Here is a 16,588-nt window from a genome sequence, read left to right as displayed (position 1 = left end):
TCTGTTAAGAGTATAAATATAAGCCTGTATGCGGGAGTGGCGGAATTGGTAGACGCGCTGGATTTAGGTTCCAGTATCTTAGGATGTGAGAGTTCAAGTCTCTCCTTCCGCACCATGTTCTTAACTAGAACTAAAACTCATCCAAATTTAGAGTTGGGATATCGCCAAGCGGTAAGGCACCAGGTTTTGATCCTGGCATTCCCAGGTTCAAATCCTGGTATCCCAGCCAATTTGCACACTTCTTTGATTACACTTCACGATTTATCCTAAACTCCAATTATATAATTTATATCTTTAATTTTTTCTACCTTTATAATCTACACCACTTTTTCTTGGGCATAAAAAAAGACCCAAATTTGAGCCTTTTATACCAATTAACTGTTATTAACTAAGCTCTCCGCTTATTGCGTATTTTAATACCCAGTTTTTTACCGGCCCTGTATTATTAGCTAACTTTAAAAATGTGCTGCGCGCCCATTTTAATGGGGCTATTTGATTTGAGAAACCAAAGTAGCAAGCATCCATCATACTCATCATTAACAAATTAGCGTTACGACGACTACGCTCGTATTCTTTAAGCATTAGCGGGCACCCTACATCATCAGCTGTACGTAACACTTCAGCTAAAGCAGCTACATCTTGAAAGCCTAAATTAACACCCTGTCCTGCCAGAGGATTAATGGTGTGCGCCGCATCACCCACTAAAACGAGTCTGCCTTGTGAATAATTATTGGCATGCTGCCTTGCCAAAGGAAATATAGCATGGCTTTGTACTTCAAAATCACCTGCAAGCTTTGGAAACTTTTCAATAATATGAGCCTTTAATTCGTTAGGTTGTAGGGCTTTAAATGCTTTGAGGGTTTTTGCATCGTCATACCAAATTAAATTTGCATAAGGTGCTTGCATAGGTAAAAACGCAACTGGCCCCGTAGGTGTAAACTGCTGCCATGTTTTAACTTGTTGTGGTGCATCGAGCTTTATTAGCACGCCCATACAATGCTGCTGATATTGCCATCCGGTTATACCAATGTTGGCTTTGCTGCGTAATTGTGATTGCCCACCATCCGCTGCAATGACTAAATCAGCAGTATAGCTTTGTTCGTTATAGTGCAAGCTAATGCTATCAGGGTTTTGCTCTATTGCCGTTAAAGCCGATGAAGGGTTAATCATCTCAATATTATGTTGCTCAAATTGCTGCCATAAACTGGCTTGAATTAGCTTATTCTCAATCAAATGACCTAAATGGGTGGTATTAATAGCATGACAATCAAATAATAAATGATCGTTACCCCGTTCAAAGGTCTCTAATTGTTCATAGGGAGCCAATCTATTTGCTCGTAGTAATGGCATTGCACCGAGCTGATCAAGCAATTTCTCAGAAAAGCGATTAATAGCCGAAACACGTATATCAACGTCATCACTGTTAAGTACCTGTGATTCATCTATTGGGTGTTTTTCAATAACACGTACGACTTTGCCTTGTTGCGCTAATTTAATAGCCATAGCGGCACCAACCATGCCGCCCCCTACTACAATTACATTATTTTTAGCCATGTTTTTCATCATTTTAATTCTGACTTAACTCTGCTTAGATTGTATCGTAATTAGTTTGCTCAGTGTGAGCGCTTCGCTTAATTCTATTATTAAACCCATACTATATTGATTTCAGATCACAAACATGAAATCTATACTTGGTTTTGAGCGTGTATCCAGCTAAAATACGCGTCCTTTAAGTCGAGCGAAATTTTAATAATTCTGCCACTTATACCTGTTTCTAGCACATATTTGTGCCACTATCGAATTGAACACGAGGCTATATTTCAATGAGCAAAAAGCTGCATATTAAAACCTGGGGTTGTCAGATGAACGAATACGACTCTCAGAAAATGGCTGATCTTCTAGATGCTACCAACGGCTATCAGCTAACTGAAGAAGCTGCTGATGCTGATGTTATCTTACTTAACACCTGTTCAATTCGTGAAAAAGCGCAAGAAAAAGTATTTCACCAACTAGGTCGTTGGAAGTTATTAAAAGATGACAAACCAGACCTTATTATTGGTGTAGGCGGCTGTGTTGCATCACAAGAAGGTGATTCAATTCGCCAACGTGCGCCGTTTGTAGATGTTATTTTTGGTCCACAAACTTTGCACCGTTTACCTGAGATGATTAAACAAGTACAAGGCGATAAAGGTTCATCTGTAGTTGATATTTCATTCCCTGAGATTGAAAAATTTGACCGCTTACCTGAACCTAAAGCGGAAGGTCCTTCTGCGTTTGTATCAATTATGGAAGGTTGTTCTAAATACTGTACTTTCTGTGTTGTGCCTTACACCCGTGGTGAAGAAGTAAGCCGCCCTGTTGATGATGTATTATTAGAAGTTGCACAGTTAGCCGAGCAAGGCGTACGTGAAGTTAACCTATTAGGTCAAAACGTAAATGCATACCGTGGAGATACACACGATGGTGAAATTTGCTATTTCTCAGATCTAATTCGTTTAGTGGCTGCAATTGACGGGATTGACCGTATTCGTTACACCACCTCACACCCTGTAGAGTTTACACCAGACATTATTGATGCGTACGCTGATGTGCCTGAGCTGGTTGATCACTTACACCTTCCAGTACAAAGTGGTTCAGACCGTGTTTTAAATTTAATGAAACGCGGCCATACTGCTCTTGAGTACAAATCAACAATTCGTAAGCTACGTAAAATTCGCCCTAACCTAAGCATGTCGTCAGATTTCATCATAGGTTTCCCAGGTGAAAGCAAGGCCGATTTTGAAGCCACCATGAACCTTATCAACGATATTGGTTTTGATATGAGCTTTAGCTTTATTTACAGCGCACGCCCAGGTACACCAGCAGCCGATTTGCCAGATGACGTAACCGAGCAAGAGAAAAAAGAGCGCCTGTACTTATTGCAAAACCGTATTACGCAAATGGCGCAGCAAATTAGCCGCCAAATGTTTGATACTGAGCAACGCATTTTAGTTGAAGGTCCTTCTAAGAAGAACCCGATGGAACTACGTGGCCGAACTGAAAATAACCGTGTAGTTAACTTTGTTGGCCCACACACAGTGATCGGTCAGTTTGTTGATGTACGTATTACCGAAGCGTTGCCAAACTCTTTACGTGGCGATTTAATTCGTACAGAATCAGAAATGAACTTACGCCGCGAAATTGCACCTTCTGCTATTTTAACCAAAGCAGCGAGTGAGCAAAAAACCGAGACAGCTAACGAAATTGGCGTTGCTACTTTCGTACCTTAGTTGCAAAATTCATTGCGCCAGTTAACGCTGGCGCACTGTAATAGGAAGTAATTTTGAGTAATCAGTTAAAAACATTAGAGATTTATTTAGAACCTGCCGACAACAAACGCCTTTCTTCATTATGTGGCCCGTTTGACGAAAACATCAAACAAATTGAACGCCGTCTAGGTGTTGAAATTATTCATCGTGATAACTTTTTTAAAGTAACCGGTAAACTACACAGTAGCGCCGGCGCGGTAGAGATCTTAAAAAACCTTTATATTGATACTCAACCTGTACGTGGGGAAATTGGCGAAATTGAGCCTGACAACGTACATTTAGCCATCACTGAGTCTAAAGCGCTTGAGCAAGACACCTCAAGTAGTGCCTACGGCAAAGAAATGATGATTAAAACCCGTCGTGGCGTTATTAAACCGCGTAACGATAACCAAGGCTTGTATGTTGCTAATATTTTGCACCACGACATTACCTTTGGTATTGGCCCTGCGGGTACAGGTAAAACCTATCTTGCTGTTGCAGCGGCAGTTGATGCACTAGAGCGCCAAGAAATACGCCGTATACTGCTCACTCGTCCTGCGGTTGAAGCGGGTGAAAAACTCGGTTTTTTACCGGGTGACTTAAGCCAAAAAATAGACCCTTACTTACGCCCACTTTACGATGCCTTATTTGAAATGCTTGGCTTTGAGCGTGTTGAAAAACTGATTGAAAAAAACATCATTGAAATTGCGCCATTGGCTTACATGCGTGGGCGCACACTTAATGATGCGTTTATTATTTTAGATGAAAGCCAAAATACCACTACAGAGCAAATGAAAATGTTCTTAACCCGTATTGGTTTTAATTCTAAAGCAGTGATCACCGGCGATATAACCCAAGTTGATTTACCTCGGGGTGCGCGCTCAGGTCTTCGCCATGCTATTGAAGTATTAGATGGCGTTGATGAAATTAGCTTTAACTTTTTCAAATCGCACGATGTAGTACGCCACCCTGTAGTAGCCCGCATTGTGGAAGCGTATGAGCGCAACGATGAGCGTGAACGCCTTAAGCGATTAGAGAAACAACAAGCCAAAGAAGCGCTTGCCGCTCAAGAGCAACCTGCTACTAAAGAGTAATACCGTGAAAACAGAACTTGATTTACAAATAGCGTGTGAGTTTGACAACTTACCCAGCCTTGAGCAGTTTGCCATGTGGGCCGATAAAGTACTTAGCCAATATCGTGATGAGTCTGAGCTGACCATTGTTATCAGCGATGAAGAACAGTCGCAACAGCTCAATAATGACTACCGTGGTAAAAATAAGCCTACCAACGTATTATCATTTGAATTTGAAGCGCCACCGGGTATTGATATCCCACTTGTGGGTGACTTAATTATTTGTCCTGCCATTGTTTTGGCTGAGGCACAAGAGCAAGAAAAGTCATTTCATGACCACTTTGCTCATATGGTTATTCATGGATGCTTGCATTTACTTGGATTTGACCATATAAAGAGTGAAGACGCGTTAGAGATGGAAAGTATAGAAAAGCAATTACTTGCTGAACTAAACATAGCAGACCCATATCGGGACGATATTTAAATAAACGGAGCAATTAGACGTAATGAGCGACGATAACTCGCAATCTAGCCAGGGTTCTTCTGGCAAAACTTGGCTGGGTCGTATAACCCAGATGTTGCAAGGGGAACCCCAGAATAGAGAAGAGCTGGTTGAGGTAATTGCCGATGCCCAAGAGCGGGATGTAATCGATCCTGAAACCAAAGAAATGATTGAAGGTGTGCTTGGCGTGTCTGAGCTAAAAGTGCGAGATATTATGATCCCGCGCTCACAAATGGTCACTTTGGAAATTGATAGCCCGCTTGAAGAGCACATACCTATGATGGTTGACTCAACCCACTCTCGTTTTCCGGTGGTGTGTGAAGATAAAGACCATGTAGAAGGGATTTTACTCGCAAAAGACTTATTACCCCTCATTTTAAATAAAGATGAGCATTTACCATCGCTACGTGACTATTTGCGCCCTGCTATGGTAGTGCCTGAAAGTAAACGGGTTGATACTCTGCTTAATGAGTTTCGTCAGCAACGTTACCATATGGCGATTGTAATTGATGAATACGGCGGTGTATCGGGTTTAGTAACCATTGAAGATATTCTTGAGATCATTGTAGGCGAAATCGAAGATGAGCACGATGAAGAAGAAGAACAACAAGATATTCGACAACTGGCTAAGCACGTTTACGTTGTGCAGGCACTGACCCCTGTAGATGACTTTAACGAGCATTTTAAATCAGGTTATAGCTCGCAAGACGCAGATACTATTGGTGGTACCGTGTTACACGCCTTTGGCCATATGCCGAGCCGTGGCGAAACCATTGATATAGAAGGATTTCAGTTTAAAGTAACCAATTCTGATAATCGTCGTATATTGCAACTGCAAGTCACCATTCCTAAGGCTGATGATAACGACAGTGAAGAAACTGCTAACTAGTCTCACCCTACTAGCAAAAGATAAAAAAGCATGGCTCGCACTGGTTGCGGGCCTTGTTTTAACTTTTAGCTACGCGCCTTTTGGTATTTGGCCGATTGTATTTTTTAGCATAGGCTCGCTATTTTTTTGTATTCCTGCAAACCTCAATGGAAAAGTACATGCTAAAACAGCCGCTAAATATGGCTTTATATTTGGTCTAGGCTGGTTTGGTGCCGGTATAAGTTGGGTACATGTTTCTATCGCCACCTTTGGCGGTATGCCACTTGTCGCCTCAATTGCATTAATGGCACTGCTTTGTAGCTACCTTGCGTTATTTCCTGCGCTGGCGCTGTGGGCAACCACTCGCTTTTCAAACGGCTCTATAAGTTTTGCAGCGCTATTACTCCCTTGTTTTGCTATTAGTGAATATTTGCGTGCCAACCTGTTAACCGGTTTTCCTTGGTTAAGCTTTGGTTATACACAAACCGATAGCCCTCTGAATGCCCTTGCTCCTTTAATTGGTGAATTTGGGCTCACGCTATTGTGTATTGCCATTGGCTTTGCATTGTACAGCTTAACGCAAAAACAATTTAAAATGCCTGTTGTTACCGCTGCTGTGGTTGTTTTAGCCTTCACAGGCGCACACTTTACAAAGGTAACCCATTATTCAGATAAAGACCTCTCTGTGCTGCTTGTACAAGGTAATATAAAACAACACTTGCGCTTTGACCCCAGTGAGTTTTGGACCACCATGAGTAAGTATCAGGATATGACGCGCCGTCACTGGGATGCCGATTTAATTGTGTGGCCCGAAGCTGCAGTGCCTGAAATTGAAGCCCTTGCTGATTCATACTTAGTAGGCTTAGACAGTGCCGCCTCATTCAATAAAACTGCATTAGTGACCGGTATTGTCGATTACCAACGCGACACTAAAACCATTTTCAATACGCTAATTGTGGTCGGTAACAAAGAGCAAAGTGATGAACACGGCCACTATCGTTACTTAGATAGTAACCGCTATCAAAAGCATCAATTACTGCCGATTGGAGAGTTTGTTCCCTTTGAAGACATACTCCGCCCCATCGCTCCGTTATTTGATTTGCCTATGTCATCGTTCTCGCGCGGTGATAAAGTGCAAAATAACTTACGTGCGAATGGCTTTAATTTACTGCCCGCTATTTGCTACGAAATAGTATTTGCCGATTTAGTGCGTGGCAATTATAAAAGCGACTCAGACATATTATTCACGGTGAGTAATGATGCTTGGTTTGGTGATTCAATAGGCCCCCATCAGCATATGCAAATTGCCCGCATGCGCGCCCTTGAACTTCAGCGTCCACTAGTGCGTGTTACCAACAACGGTATAAGCGGTGTATACGACCCCATAAGCCAAACACGCCAAACTATGCCACAGTTTGAAGCTACTACACTCAAAGCCAATATAAAGCTCATACAAGGGGATAGCGTGTATAGCCAATACGGCAATGGGTTTGTATGGGGAGTAATGGTGTTGTTGGGTATAATTGGATTTGGGGTTAGGTCTAAGAAGTAAATTAGAGCTTTTAGCTATCAGCAACAGAAGATGATTTTTGTTGGGTTTAGCTTTGCAAAGCCCAACCTACAAAAATTGAATACATGCCTAGAACCACTTAATTTTAAGCTTTGTCGAGTGAACTTTACTTGCTTGTGATCTAAATAAATTGCATTTAATGTCAACATAGCTAACTTCGCTAGGTTCTAAAAAGCTTTCTGTGCTTTTGCCTACACAATTACCAATAAACTTGCCACTTTCATCAAATGTAGAAGCAATAACGGTTCCCGTATAAATGCTCTCGTTAGTAATATTTTTTAATTCAGCTGCGATTCTTACTTGACCATTTTCTTTGTATATTTCAGAAAGAGTTAGTTTATAATCATTATTAATTTCATCACTTGTTTCTAATGCTTTATTAGAAACCATTGTTTTAAATCCACTGTCAACATCAGCGGCGATTGTCAGGGCGAATGCACTAATACCGCCGAGTATAGCTATTACAAACCCGATGCCCCAAAAAAAACCTTTTATGCTCTCATTAAAATTATTGCTTTTCATTTAATTCTCTTTGGTTTTTACCATTGTATTTCGTTAACAAGATTGCCAAAGTAACTTTTTTCACCGACTAAATTTATATTTTTGTTTTTAAGTGTTTGTAGCTCGTCCGTATCTAAGTACCATCTAAACGAATGCTCTTCACCAGTGGATAAATCAGCAATGTTTAATGTTATACATTGCTGCTGATCATTTATAATACATGTAGTTACATCAGTTAAAAAATATTCTTCAGACCACAGTTCGCCTAAATTATTTTCAGCATAATACATAATGGGAACTACGCTAAATTTCCACAACGCCATATAGATCAAACAAGGGTACATTACTATCAAAAATCCTTTTACTAGCCTGCTACCTTTAAAAAAGTGACGAGTTATTAAATAATTAAAGTTGTGATCACACCTATACTTTTTAAATAATGTATATATTACTGCCATGGTTAATATAGGTAGCACTGCTAGCTCTATAAAATGTAATCGCTCATTAGCAATAAAAGCAGGATCGTTAAACTCGTACCATCCAATGAGCAACACTAAATAGCTCATTAGTGCGAATATAATTAATAGATATAAAAAGCTTTTATGAAACTCTTTGTGCTTTATATTTAGCAATTAAACTCCAATTCAACTTCAATGATAAAATTATTTTTTAAGTATACTTTTTAACCCATAATACCAACTAAGTGCAGCGACTGTGCCATGAGTTCCACATTCAAAGTTACGTTGATTTATAATTAAATTATTGCTCTTGTGTGCTTTTATTTTCAAAAAATGCTGAAGCTGCGTTGCTCATCTAAAACAACAGACTTAAGCTGATGCGCTTTTGCTAACACAATATTTTCTGAAGCATACGCAACCGTAATAAAATACAGATTAATAAATACAATCAATAAAACTTTCATAACCATCCTTGTAAGTTATGAAACAGAGTTAACTTTTTACAGTCTCTTCTACTGTTTGCACATTTACAACTTGGTTCACATTCCCTTGAATAACTACCGTGGCTGATATTTTATCTTGAATGGCTTGCCTGTTTGGATCCCAGTAAACTTGTAAAAAACCTAACAAGCCAGTGGCAAAACCTGCACCGTAACCACCGTAGCGGCCAAAACAATCAAGTAAACCCAGTGATTCACCACTTAATGCAACCACTCTGGTGTTACAGAGCTTTTTACCAGGGGTTTGACCGCGCCATAATAAAGAAAACAGTGTGAAGTACACAGCCGCCCAGCCAAAACCCAAACCTAAATCTTGAATGATCCCTTTACCCCACTGCAAAATACTGTGTGTGGTTGTTTGTGCGGGTTTATCTTCTGTTAACTGCGCAAGCTTTAATCCGTTATTTTCACCAAGCACTAATAATTGTAAAAATGCTTTTGCAAGTTGTGGGTTTTGTAGGTCGTCCATTTCGGCTAATTTGGGTACTTGCCCTATCAAGTTATCAAGTGCATTTTGTTGACAAGATTGCTCACAGCTTTCGTCTGCTGTTTGCACTAAGTAAGCATTTACCTGCTTTTTTTCTGTGGAGGTAAGCTGAATGTCATCCTGTATTTTTAAGCCTTGAACAGTTAAGCCTTGATCAGAGTCATCGCCTTCTAAATAATCTATACCAATTGAAAGCACAGCAAGAGCGCTTACAAATAAAATACTTGCTGCTACTATTTTTAATATTCTTCGCCACACACTCGACATTTTAGGAAGGTATTGCTGCGCCGTTCCTTTGTAAAACGCCATCGCAGCAACGAATGCAATAATAGTTGCACTGAGCTTTGCAGCTAAAAATATTAATGCAACATCTATAATCATAGCTAATACGCGCCGAGTCGGCGAAGCCAAAGGCAAGCCAAGTAAAGCATTATCAACCTTAAAGGCATACGGCGTGATCACTTCTCTGGTTTCGGCTTTAGATAACGCTAATTGTTCTAATTCTTGTGCTTTCATTATTATACTTGTTATTAAAATAGGTGACGCGGTTAAATTACGCGCTTTTTAATTTTTGCTCAAGCGAACTCATCTCTATTTAAAATAAAAACACCTCAAAACCAAAAATTATTAAATACAAAAGTTACAACCATTTACAAATATAAAGTTAACATTATTTACAATGCAACTACAAAACATATATTATCGATGGAACTACTTTTTCTTTAAAAATTAAATATATGGAGTATATTTTGAAGTTATTAACTAACATGTTTTTCTTGTTTTCGGTACTTGTTTTAAGTGGCTGTGCCCACCAGATAAGTTTAAATCCAGACACTGAGAAACTTCAGCTTTCAGAAAGTAAATCAATATCCGTTGTAGGTTATTATATTTCTGAAGATGATATTAAAAAACAAGTAAAAACACCTGGCGGTGGTGGCGATAATGTTAGTTACAAACCTTATAAAGACACAGAAGCTGCATTATATACTGTACTTTCTAATAAATTTGAAAACGTTTATAAGCTTGAATCATTAACTGATAATACATTTTTACAAGACAATAAAATTGAATATGTGTTTATACCTACAATAACAACTGAATCTAGTTCAGATAGTTTATTTACATGGCCACCTACAGAGTTTACTTTCACGTTAAACTGTAAAACTTTAAATAACAATGGCGATATAGCATGGAATACTGAAGTTAAAGGTTTTGGCAAAGCTGAATTTGATGAGTTTAAAAACGACTTTTCTTTATCAGCAAAGCGTGCAACAGAAGAAGCATTTAACAAACTAATTGTAGAGTTAGAGCAGTCAAAACTATGAGTAAGGAAAGAATTAAAATGAAGTATAGAAGTTCAATAGGATTAATCGGGGTTTTATTCTTAAGTGCATGTACAATTCAAGTGCCTCCTTATAGTGCAGACATTGGTAACGTTTCAAAATTAAAGCAAGAAACAGTTTCCCCTCTATCTGTTGGCACAATTAAATCTGAAAAGAAACTAAATAAAATTTCACTTAGAGGCTCACCTCTTATTTCATCTGTAGGTAACAGTTATGGTAAATATATTGAAAATGCTTTATTGCAAGAGCTTAAGTTAGCCAAGCTTTGGTCTGGTGTTGCTAAAAAGCAAGTAACTGGCAAAGTAATTGACCAAGATATTGATGTTTCGGGTTTCTCAGAGGGAAGTTCATTTATAAAAGTAAACTTTATCGTCTCAGAAGAGAACATTATCTTATTCGAAAAAGAAATAATGGCCGAACACACTTTTGACTCTTCATTTATGGGAGCGATCGCCATCCCTAATGGTCAAAAAAGCTACGTAGAGTTAGTTCAAAAATTACTAACAAACCTATATGCAGATGAAGAGTTTATTGCCTCAATAAAATAACTCTATTACATCTATTTCAAATAAAAAAGAGTCATACTTCGTATGGCTCTTTTTATTTAAACTTACCCTAAAACCACTTAATTTTAAGCTTTGTCGAGTGAACTTTACTTGCTTGTGATCTAAATAAATTGCATTTAATGTCAACATAGCTAACTTCGCTAGGTTCTAGAAAGCTGTCTGTGCTTTTGCCTACACAGTTACCAATAAACTTACCACTTTCGTCAAATGTAGAAGCAATAACGGTTCCCGTATAAATGCTCTCGTTAGTAATATTTTTTAATTCAGCCGCGATTCTTACTTGACCATTTTCTTTATATATTGCAGAAAGGGTTAGTTTATAATCATTATTAATTTCATCACTTGTTTCTAATGCTTTATTAGAAACCATTGTTTTAAATCCACTGTCAACATCAGCGGCGATTGTAAGGGCGAACGCACTAATGCCGCCAAGTATAGCTATTACAAACCCGACGCCCCAAAAAAAGCCTTTTATACTCTCGTTAAAATTATTAGTGTCCATTTAATTCCCTTTGGTTTTTACCATTGTATTTCGTTAACAAGATAGCCAAAGTAACTTTTTTCGCCGACTAAGTTCACTTTTGTATTTTTAAGTTTTAAAACCTTGTGCTTATCTAAATACCACCTGATGGTATGCTGTTTGTTTGTAGATATATCTGCAAAGAGTAAACGAACGCAATTCGGCTCATAATCGCTATAACAAGCTTCAGACTCAACTAAGATATATTCTTCAGACCAATAATCGCCTAAATGATAATGCGCCCATAGTTGAATCGGCGCACAAATGACAGCCCAAAGATATGCATACAGCAAAATAGGTATCATAATGATACTTAAATATTTAAGGATAACCCCTTCTTGATCAAAGTGAGTATTAAACTCTTCTTTTGCATTTGGCGTTTTTATTAAATGAAATAGAAAGGCACACACTAAAGAAATAGTAATAAAGCCTAAAACCCAAGAACTTAAAAAGTCATAAAAACGGTTAGGGATAAAGGAGGGATCGATTGAAGTGTACCACTCATAAATACCAACAGGGCCGAGCATCATAACAATAAATGCTATGATAATGAGAATCACAGGCTTTTTTGTCATATAAATTAATATCCTTATATTTTATAACGTCTTTAATTTGGTCAGTATTTTAATCAAGGATTACCTTATCCCAGTATTAAAATAATCAAGTGAACAATTATTACATCAAAACGTATTACTGTTAATAATGGTTTTAAGGAATTACTCATGACCGCCAAACAACTCTCATCACTTTTTGTTTTTAACTTACTGTTTGCCACCACCGAGGCAAATGCCAATGCTCGCTGGTATGTGGTTAATGATTCGGTGATGGGTGGCATTTCTAATAGTCAGGTTTTACAAAATGACGGCAATTTAGTGTTTACAGGCAACGTATCGCTTGCAAACAATGGAGGGTTTGCTTCTATCCGAACGCTATTAGATGTAAAAAACCAAAACATTACTAAAATAGTGCTGCGTGTTAAGGGCGATGGTCAAACCTACCAATTACGTTTAAGAACTAATGAGTACATGGATGGGGCGGCTTATACCCGCTCGTTTAGTACCACAAAGAGCGAGTGGCTTAATATTGAGTTTTTACCTGAGGATTTTCAGCTTACTTATCGCGGCCGCTTACTTGAACAACAACCTACAATTAACTTTAAAGATGTAAGGCAGCTTGGGTTTATGATTGCAGGTAAACAGGCGGGAGAATTTAGGCTTGAGGTTGAAAAAATTGAGTTTAAAAACTAACTTTTCTGCGTACATTACAAGGTTAAATAACCTGAACTAATACAGTTAGACTTTGGTTAAATAGTAAAGTCGTCGCCTCGCCTTTTCATTTCGTTGATTACTAGCTCAATAATTTGTTGTTTTATTGCTGCCTGCTGAGACTTTACCTCACTAAGTTGCAGCTCCAATCTATTTATCTCTTCTTGTTGTTGCTCGGTTTTATACTTTTTAGCTCCCATATGCTCAGCATCCATAGTTAAGCGACTATCGTCTTCAGCTGGCCCATATTGGCTATTATCAATGGTTAAACTGCGTTGTACCGTACTCTGCTTAAGCTTATTTACTTGCTCTTGCAATGCAACCACTTGCTGGGTGAAATATTTATATGCCTTTTCTAAATTTTGATATTGCTCAGCAAATGTTGCGTTATCTTCGCTGTATTTTTGAACCTTAGCATCTAAAAACTCTGATAAAACATAGTCAGGCTCTTCCTCTGATTTATCATCAATGTGTTGCTGTTCTGATTCTATTAAAGGCTGATTGTTATAATTAGATGCTTGATATTGAATTGAGGCGGTTGAAATCTTCATTATTTTATCCCTAAAATGAATTTGTCACTATTTTAGGTATCGACTGATATTTTAAATTCTTGAGTAGGATTGACTGATAAGAGCAAATAAAAAAGCCCTACTTGATTAAAGCAGGGCTTAAAGTATTTTTTACCTTAAAATTACGACTCTATAGCCAGTAATTCCACCTCAAAAATAAGCAATGATGCAGGAGGAATACTCCCTACTCGCTTTTCACCATAGGCGAGCTGATGCGGTATATAAAACTGAAATTTATCCCCCGGGCTCATCAGTTGTAGGCCTTCTGTCCAACCTTTTATAACTTGGTGCAAACCAAAGCTAATCGGAGTTTTGCGCTCCACTGAGCTGTCAAATACAGTGCCGTCGATTAAAGTGCCATGATAATGCACTTTAACCATACTCGTTGGGCTAGGTGTATTTTCGCTCTGTCCTTTATGGATTATTTTATATTGCAAGCCAGAAGCCGTTTCATGTACGCCTTCAGTTTTTACATTGGCAATTAAATAATCACTTTCAATCTGTGCGTTTGCGATTGCTTGCTGCTTGGCTTTTTTACTATTTTTAAAAATTAAAACGCAAAAAATAGCGATAACAATCAGTAAAATTATATTGATCATAACTCCCCTTTTTCATCTTCCGAGTCGTGATCTTTCTCGTCGCTGTTATCGCCATTAACAATATCAGCAATGTCTTTTAATCGCGCTAATGCGATGCCATTAACCGAATCTTCTGGGTAGTGTTCATCAACCATATCACCCGCTTCAATATCCATTAATAAGTTTAATGCTTGGTCAACGGTTTCCACAGCATAAATATTAAACTTACCCAGTTCAACGGCATTGAGTATTTCGTCATCAAGCACCAAATTAACTTGATTCGATTTAGGAATAATAACCCCTTGCTCACCCGTTAAGCCGCGCATTTTACATAGCTTAAAGAAACCTTCTATTTTCTCGTTTACACCACCAATGGCCTGTACATCACCATGTTGGTTAATCGAACCGGTTAGAGCAATAGATTGACTGATAGGTAAGCTCGTAATGGCCGAAATTAGCGCACAAAGTTCAGCAAGAGAGGCGCTATCACCATCTATGTAGCCATAACTTTGTTCAATAGCGATATTCGCACTGAGTGTTAAGCTAAAGTGTTGCGCGTATTTGTTACCTAAATAACCGGTAAGCAGCATCACCCCTTTTGAGTGAATTGCTTTACCCAGCTCAGCTTCGCGTTCCACATCAATAACGCCGTCAGCGCCAGCATAAACGGTTGCAGTAATGCGTGCAGGTGTGCCAAATGAGGTGTCACCAATGTGCAGTACCGTTAAACCATTAACTTTACCTACGGCTTGCCCGTCGGTTGCTATTAAAGTGTGCCCTTCTTTTATATCGCTGAGCATGTTTTCGCTAATTTGCCCTGTACGGTACTGCTTGCCTTGTATGGCTTCGTCAATATGGCGAGCATCAATCACCGTCAACTTATCTTGCTTAGCGTAAAAACTGGCCTCAGCCACAAGCTCTAGTACATCGGCAAAACGGGCAGAAAGTTTATTATGGTGCTCAGCTTGGCGATAACTAAATTTAAGTAATCGCACCATTGCGGATTCGTTTAACGTGCACTTTAATGTTTGTTCGCAGTAATCGCTCACCTTAGTAATAAACTGATACTGCAGCTTATCGCTACTTGGTAAGTAATAATCAAAATCGGCAAGTACTCTAAATAACTCGGCAAACTCTTCATCGTATTCACCTATGGTGTAATAAAGTTCACGTGAGCCAAGTAGAATAATTTTTACATCAAGCGGTATTAACTGCGGGCGAAGCGTAAAGCTGCTGCCAACAACACTGTCTTGGTATGGTAAATCATTTTTAATTTGATGGGTTTTTAGCGATAGTTTTAACCCATCCCACACTTGGGGTTGAGCCATTACTTTTTCAGCGTCCATAATTAAATAGCCGCCATTGGCGCGGTGCAGCGCACCTGGCTGAATTGAGCGATAGCTGGTAATTAACGACCCTTGCGATGTGGCATATTCAATTTTACCAAAAATATTACCAAAGGTTGGATTAGGTTCATACACAACTGGTGCTGCATCGCCTTCTTTGTATTCAACCAAAATATTTGGCGCAAAAAAGTCGGTAAGCATGCCTTTACGGTCAAAGTCTTCTTTGTTTTCTTCGCTTTCACCTTCATCATCAAGCCATTCGAGCACGGCATCAATAATTTCTACACGTATGTCTTTTAAATAACGCAGCACACCAATATAGCTGGCGTATTTATGTTCTAAATCTTTTAATAACGGTTTAGTGGCTTGCTCAGCAGTAGATTTTTTAAGGTTGCGAAGCTTTTCTTTGGATTCACGTTTCCAGCGCGGTAACTCAATAAGCGCTTCAATGAGGGCATCTTCTAATTTTTCTATACGCTCAAAAAACATCTCGCGTAAATCATCTTCCAAATCAGAAAATTCATTATCGGTAAGTTGCTTACCATCAATTAGCGGTGCAAAGCCGACTACGCCTTTTTCTTCAATTAGTGCCACACTTTGCTCAAGCGCAGCTATTTCTACCGCGGTAATTGCGCCATCGTAAGCATCGTTAAACTCACGGTCTATCGATTTTTTCTTGCGCTGATAAGCTGGGTTATCAAATGCAGCAGGAAAGGTGTCGAGTACTTCATCAATAAATGAGTCAATATCATCGGCTAATTGTTTGCTTTGCCCTGCATGCATAAATAACGCAATAGGCTCACGGTGATCGTCGTAGTTATTAACATAAAGCCATTCATGCGGTGTTGTGCGCTCTTTAGCATGTTGTTTTAATTTGTCTTTTACTAAGGTAAAACGCCCGTGTGCCGCCTCTCCCATTACGTAAACATTATAACCAGGTAGGTCCATTCCTAAAGAGAAGTCCAACGCACTTTGCGCACGTTGTTGGCCTATAAAGGTAAGTTGCTCAGGGTATGGGTTGCTCATGCAAGTGCTTACATGGCTCGAAGAAATACTCGGTGCAAGATTTGATACGGGTAGTGGCAGCAGTTTTTTCGTCATTCTAACTTCTTTTTTTACCAGCTTAATTGCTAGATTTGGGCATATTGAGTGGCC

18 protein-coding genes and 2 tRNA genes are annotated in these 16,588 nt (G+C 38.9%); 10 read left to right on the top strand and 10 right to left on the bottom strand.

The window, feature by feature from the left end:
• Positions 1-30 precede the first annotated feature (30 nt).
• Together ACZ5WS_RS08940 and ACZ5WS_RS08935 are read left to right on the top strand one after the other, a co-directional pair.
• Positions 31-115, top strand: a tRNA-Leu gene (locus ACZ5WS_RS08940).
• Positions 116-154: 39 nt separating this feature from the next.
• Positions 155-229: transfer RNA gene (locus ACZ5WS_RS08935), tRNA-Gln, on the top strand.
• A gap of 155 nt (positions 230-384) precedes the next feature.
• Here the strand turns inward: ACZ5WS_RS08935 and ACZ5WS_RS08930 are convergent.
• A complete protein-coding gene (locus tag ACZ5WS_RS08930; RefSeq protein WP_138604973.1) occupies positions 385-1,566 on the bottom strand; it encodes an FAD-dependent monooxygenase in 1,182 nt (393 codons plus the stop codon).
• Between the two features lie 257 nt (positions 1,567-1,823).
• Here ACZ5WS_RS08930 and miaB point away from each other — a divergent pair, with 257 nt between their 5' ends.
• Genes miaB through lnt form a run of 5 tightly spaced genes read left to right on the top strand, consistent with a single transcriptional unit; the run spans position 1,824 to position 7,282 of the window.
• Positions 1,824-3,269, top strand: a complete 1,446-nt coding sequence (gene miaB, locus ACZ5WS_RS08925) for a tRNA (N6-isopentenyl adenosine(37)-C2)-methylthiotransferase MiaB (protein ID WP_010388336.1) — start codon at positions 1,824-1,826, stop codon at positions 3,267-3,269.
• Between the two features lie 53 nt (positions 3,270-3,322).
• Positions 3,323-4,381: a PhoH family protein gene (locus ACZ5WS_RS08920; protein WP_024601601.1), complete on the top strand. Its 1,059-nt coding sequence runs from the start codon at positions 3,323-3,325 to the stop codon at positions 4,379-4,381.
• A gap of 4 nt (positions 4,382-4,385) precedes the next feature.
• Positions 4,386-4,844 carry an rRNA maturation RNase YbeY gene (gene ybeY, locus ACZ5WS_RS08915; protein WP_010388332.1) on the top strand — a complete coding sequence of 153 codons (459 nt, stop codon included), beginning with the start codon at positions 4,386-4,388 and terminating at the stop codon, positions 4,842-4,844.
• A gap of 22 nt (positions 4,845-4,866) precedes the next feature.
• A complete protein-coding gene (corC, locus tag ACZ5WS_RS08910; protein WP_010388331.1) occupies positions 4,867-5,751 on the top strand; it encodes a CNNM family magnesium/cobalt transport protein CorC in 885 nt (294 codons plus the stop codon).
• A complete protein-coding gene (gene lnt / locus ACZ5WS_RS08905; RefSeq protein ID WP_290170560.1) occupies positions 5,732-7,282 on the top strand; it encodes an apolipoprotein N-acyltransferase in 1,551 nt (516 codons plus the stop codon). Before corC ends, lnt begins: the two co-directional genes overlap by 20 nt.
• An 87-nt stretch (positions 7,283-7,369) precedes the next feature.
• On the opposite strand, the gene ACZ5WS_RS08900 is transcribed toward lnt, so the two are convergent.
• The 4 genes from ACZ5WS_RS08900 to ACZ5WS_RS08885 all read right to left on the bottom strand — a co-directional run bounded on the left by ACZ5WS_RS08900 (position 7,370) and on the right by ACZ5WS_RS08885 (position 9,762).
• Positions 7,370-7,822, bottom strand: coding sequence for an ATPase (locus ACZ5WS_RS08900; RefSeq protein WP_138604975.1), 453 nt, complete (start codon positions 7,820-7,822; stop codon positions 7,370-7,372).
• A gap of 17 nt (positions 7,823-7,839) precedes the next feature.
• Positions 7,840-8,124 carry a hypothetical protein gene (locus ACZ5WS_RS08895; RefSeq protein ID WP_290171707.1) on the bottom strand — a complete coding sequence of 95 codons (285 nt, stop codon included), beginning with the start codon at positions 8,122-8,124 and terminating at the stop codon, positions 7,840-7,842.
• Positions 8,125-8,585: 461 nt separating this feature from the next.
• A complete protein-coding gene (locus ACZ5WS_RS08890; RefSeq protein ID WP_171039584.1) occupies positions 8,586-8,723 on the bottom strand; it encodes a hypothetical protein in 138 nt (45 codons plus the stop codon).
• Positions 8,724-8,751: 28 nt separating this feature from the next.
• Complete coding sequence (locus tag ACZ5WS_RS08885; RefSeq protein WP_138604977.1) at positions 8,752-9,762, bottom strand: RDD family protein; 1,011 nt, start codon at positions 9,760-9,762, stop codon at positions 8,752-8,754.
• Positions 9,763-9,995: 233 nt separating this feature from the next.
• Between ACZ5WS_RS08885 and ACZ5WS_RS08880 the strand changes: the two genes are divergently transcribed.
• Complete coding sequence (locus ACZ5WS_RS08880) at positions 9,996-10,571, top strand: hypothetical protein (protein ID WP_138604978.1); 576 nt, start codon at positions 9,996-9,998, stop codon at positions 10,569-10,571.
• 17 nt (positions 10,572-10,588) lie between these two features.
• On the top strand, positions 10,589-11,137 hold the full coding sequence (locus ACZ5WS_RS08875; RefSeq protein WP_138604979.1) for a hypothetical protein: 549 nt from the start codon (positions 10,589-10,591) through the stop codon (positions 11,135-11,137).
• 67 nt (positions 11,138-11,204) lie between these two features.
• Here the strand turns inward: ACZ5WS_RS08875 and ACZ5WS_RS08870 are convergent, their stop codons facing one another.
• Both ACZ5WS_RS08870 and ACZ5WS_RS08865 read right to left on the bottom strand, forming a co-directional pair.
• Positions 11,205-11,657, bottom strand: coding sequence for an ATPase (locus ACZ5WS_RS08870; RefSeq protein WP_138604980.1), 453 nt, complete (start codon positions 11,655-11,657; stop codon positions 11,205-11,207).
• Between the two features lie 17 nt (positions 11,658-11,674).
• Positions 11,675-12,250: a hypothetical protein gene (locus ACZ5WS_RS08865; RefSeq protein ID WP_138604981.1), complete on the bottom strand. Its 576-nt coding sequence runs from the start codon at positions 12,248-12,250 to the stop codon at positions 11,675-11,677.
• Positions 12,251-12,397: 147 nt separating this feature from the next.
• Between ACZ5WS_RS08865 and ACZ5WS_RS08860 the strand changes: the two genes are divergently transcribed.
• Positions 12,398-12,922: a CIA30 family protein gene (locus ACZ5WS_RS08860; RefSeq protein ID WP_138604982.1), complete on the top strand. Its 525-nt coding sequence runs from the start codon at positions 12,398-12,400 to the stop codon at positions 12,920-12,922.
• 56 nt (positions 12,923-12,978) lie between these two features.
• Here ACZ5WS_RS08860 and ACZ5WS_RS08855 read toward each other — a convergent pair whose 3' ends face one another.
• The 3 genes from ACZ5WS_RS08855 to ACZ5WS_RS08845 form a co-directional block, all read right to left on the bottom strand.
• Positions 12,979-13,491, bottom strand: coding sequence for a hypothetical protein (locus tag ACZ5WS_RS08855; RefSeq protein ID WP_138604983.1), 513 nt, complete (start codon positions 13,489-13,491; stop codon positions 12,979-12,981).
• A gap of 140 nt (positions 13,492-13,631) precedes the next feature.
• Positions 13,632-14,108 carry an FKBP-type peptidyl-prolyl cis-trans isomerase gene (locus tag ACZ5WS_RS08850; protein WP_010388321.1) on the bottom strand — a complete coding sequence of 159 codons (477 nt, stop codon included), beginning with the start codon at positions 14,106-14,108 and terminating at the stop codon, positions 13,632-13,634.
• Positions 14,105-16,534, bottom strand: a complete 2,430-nt coding sequence (locus tag ACZ5WS_RS08845) for a Lon protease family protein (RefSeq protein WP_464707835.1) — start codon at positions 16,532-16,534, stop codon at positions 14,105-14,107. The genes ACZ5WS_RS08850 and ACZ5WS_RS08845 overlap by 4 nt, the downstream gene beginning before the upstream one ends.
• Positions 16,535-16,588: the final 54 nt, after the last annotated feature.

It is taken from the genome of Pseudoalteromonas sp. 11L1, from assembly GCF_055397545.1.
This window is presented reverse-complemented; position numbering and strand designations above follow the sequence as displayed.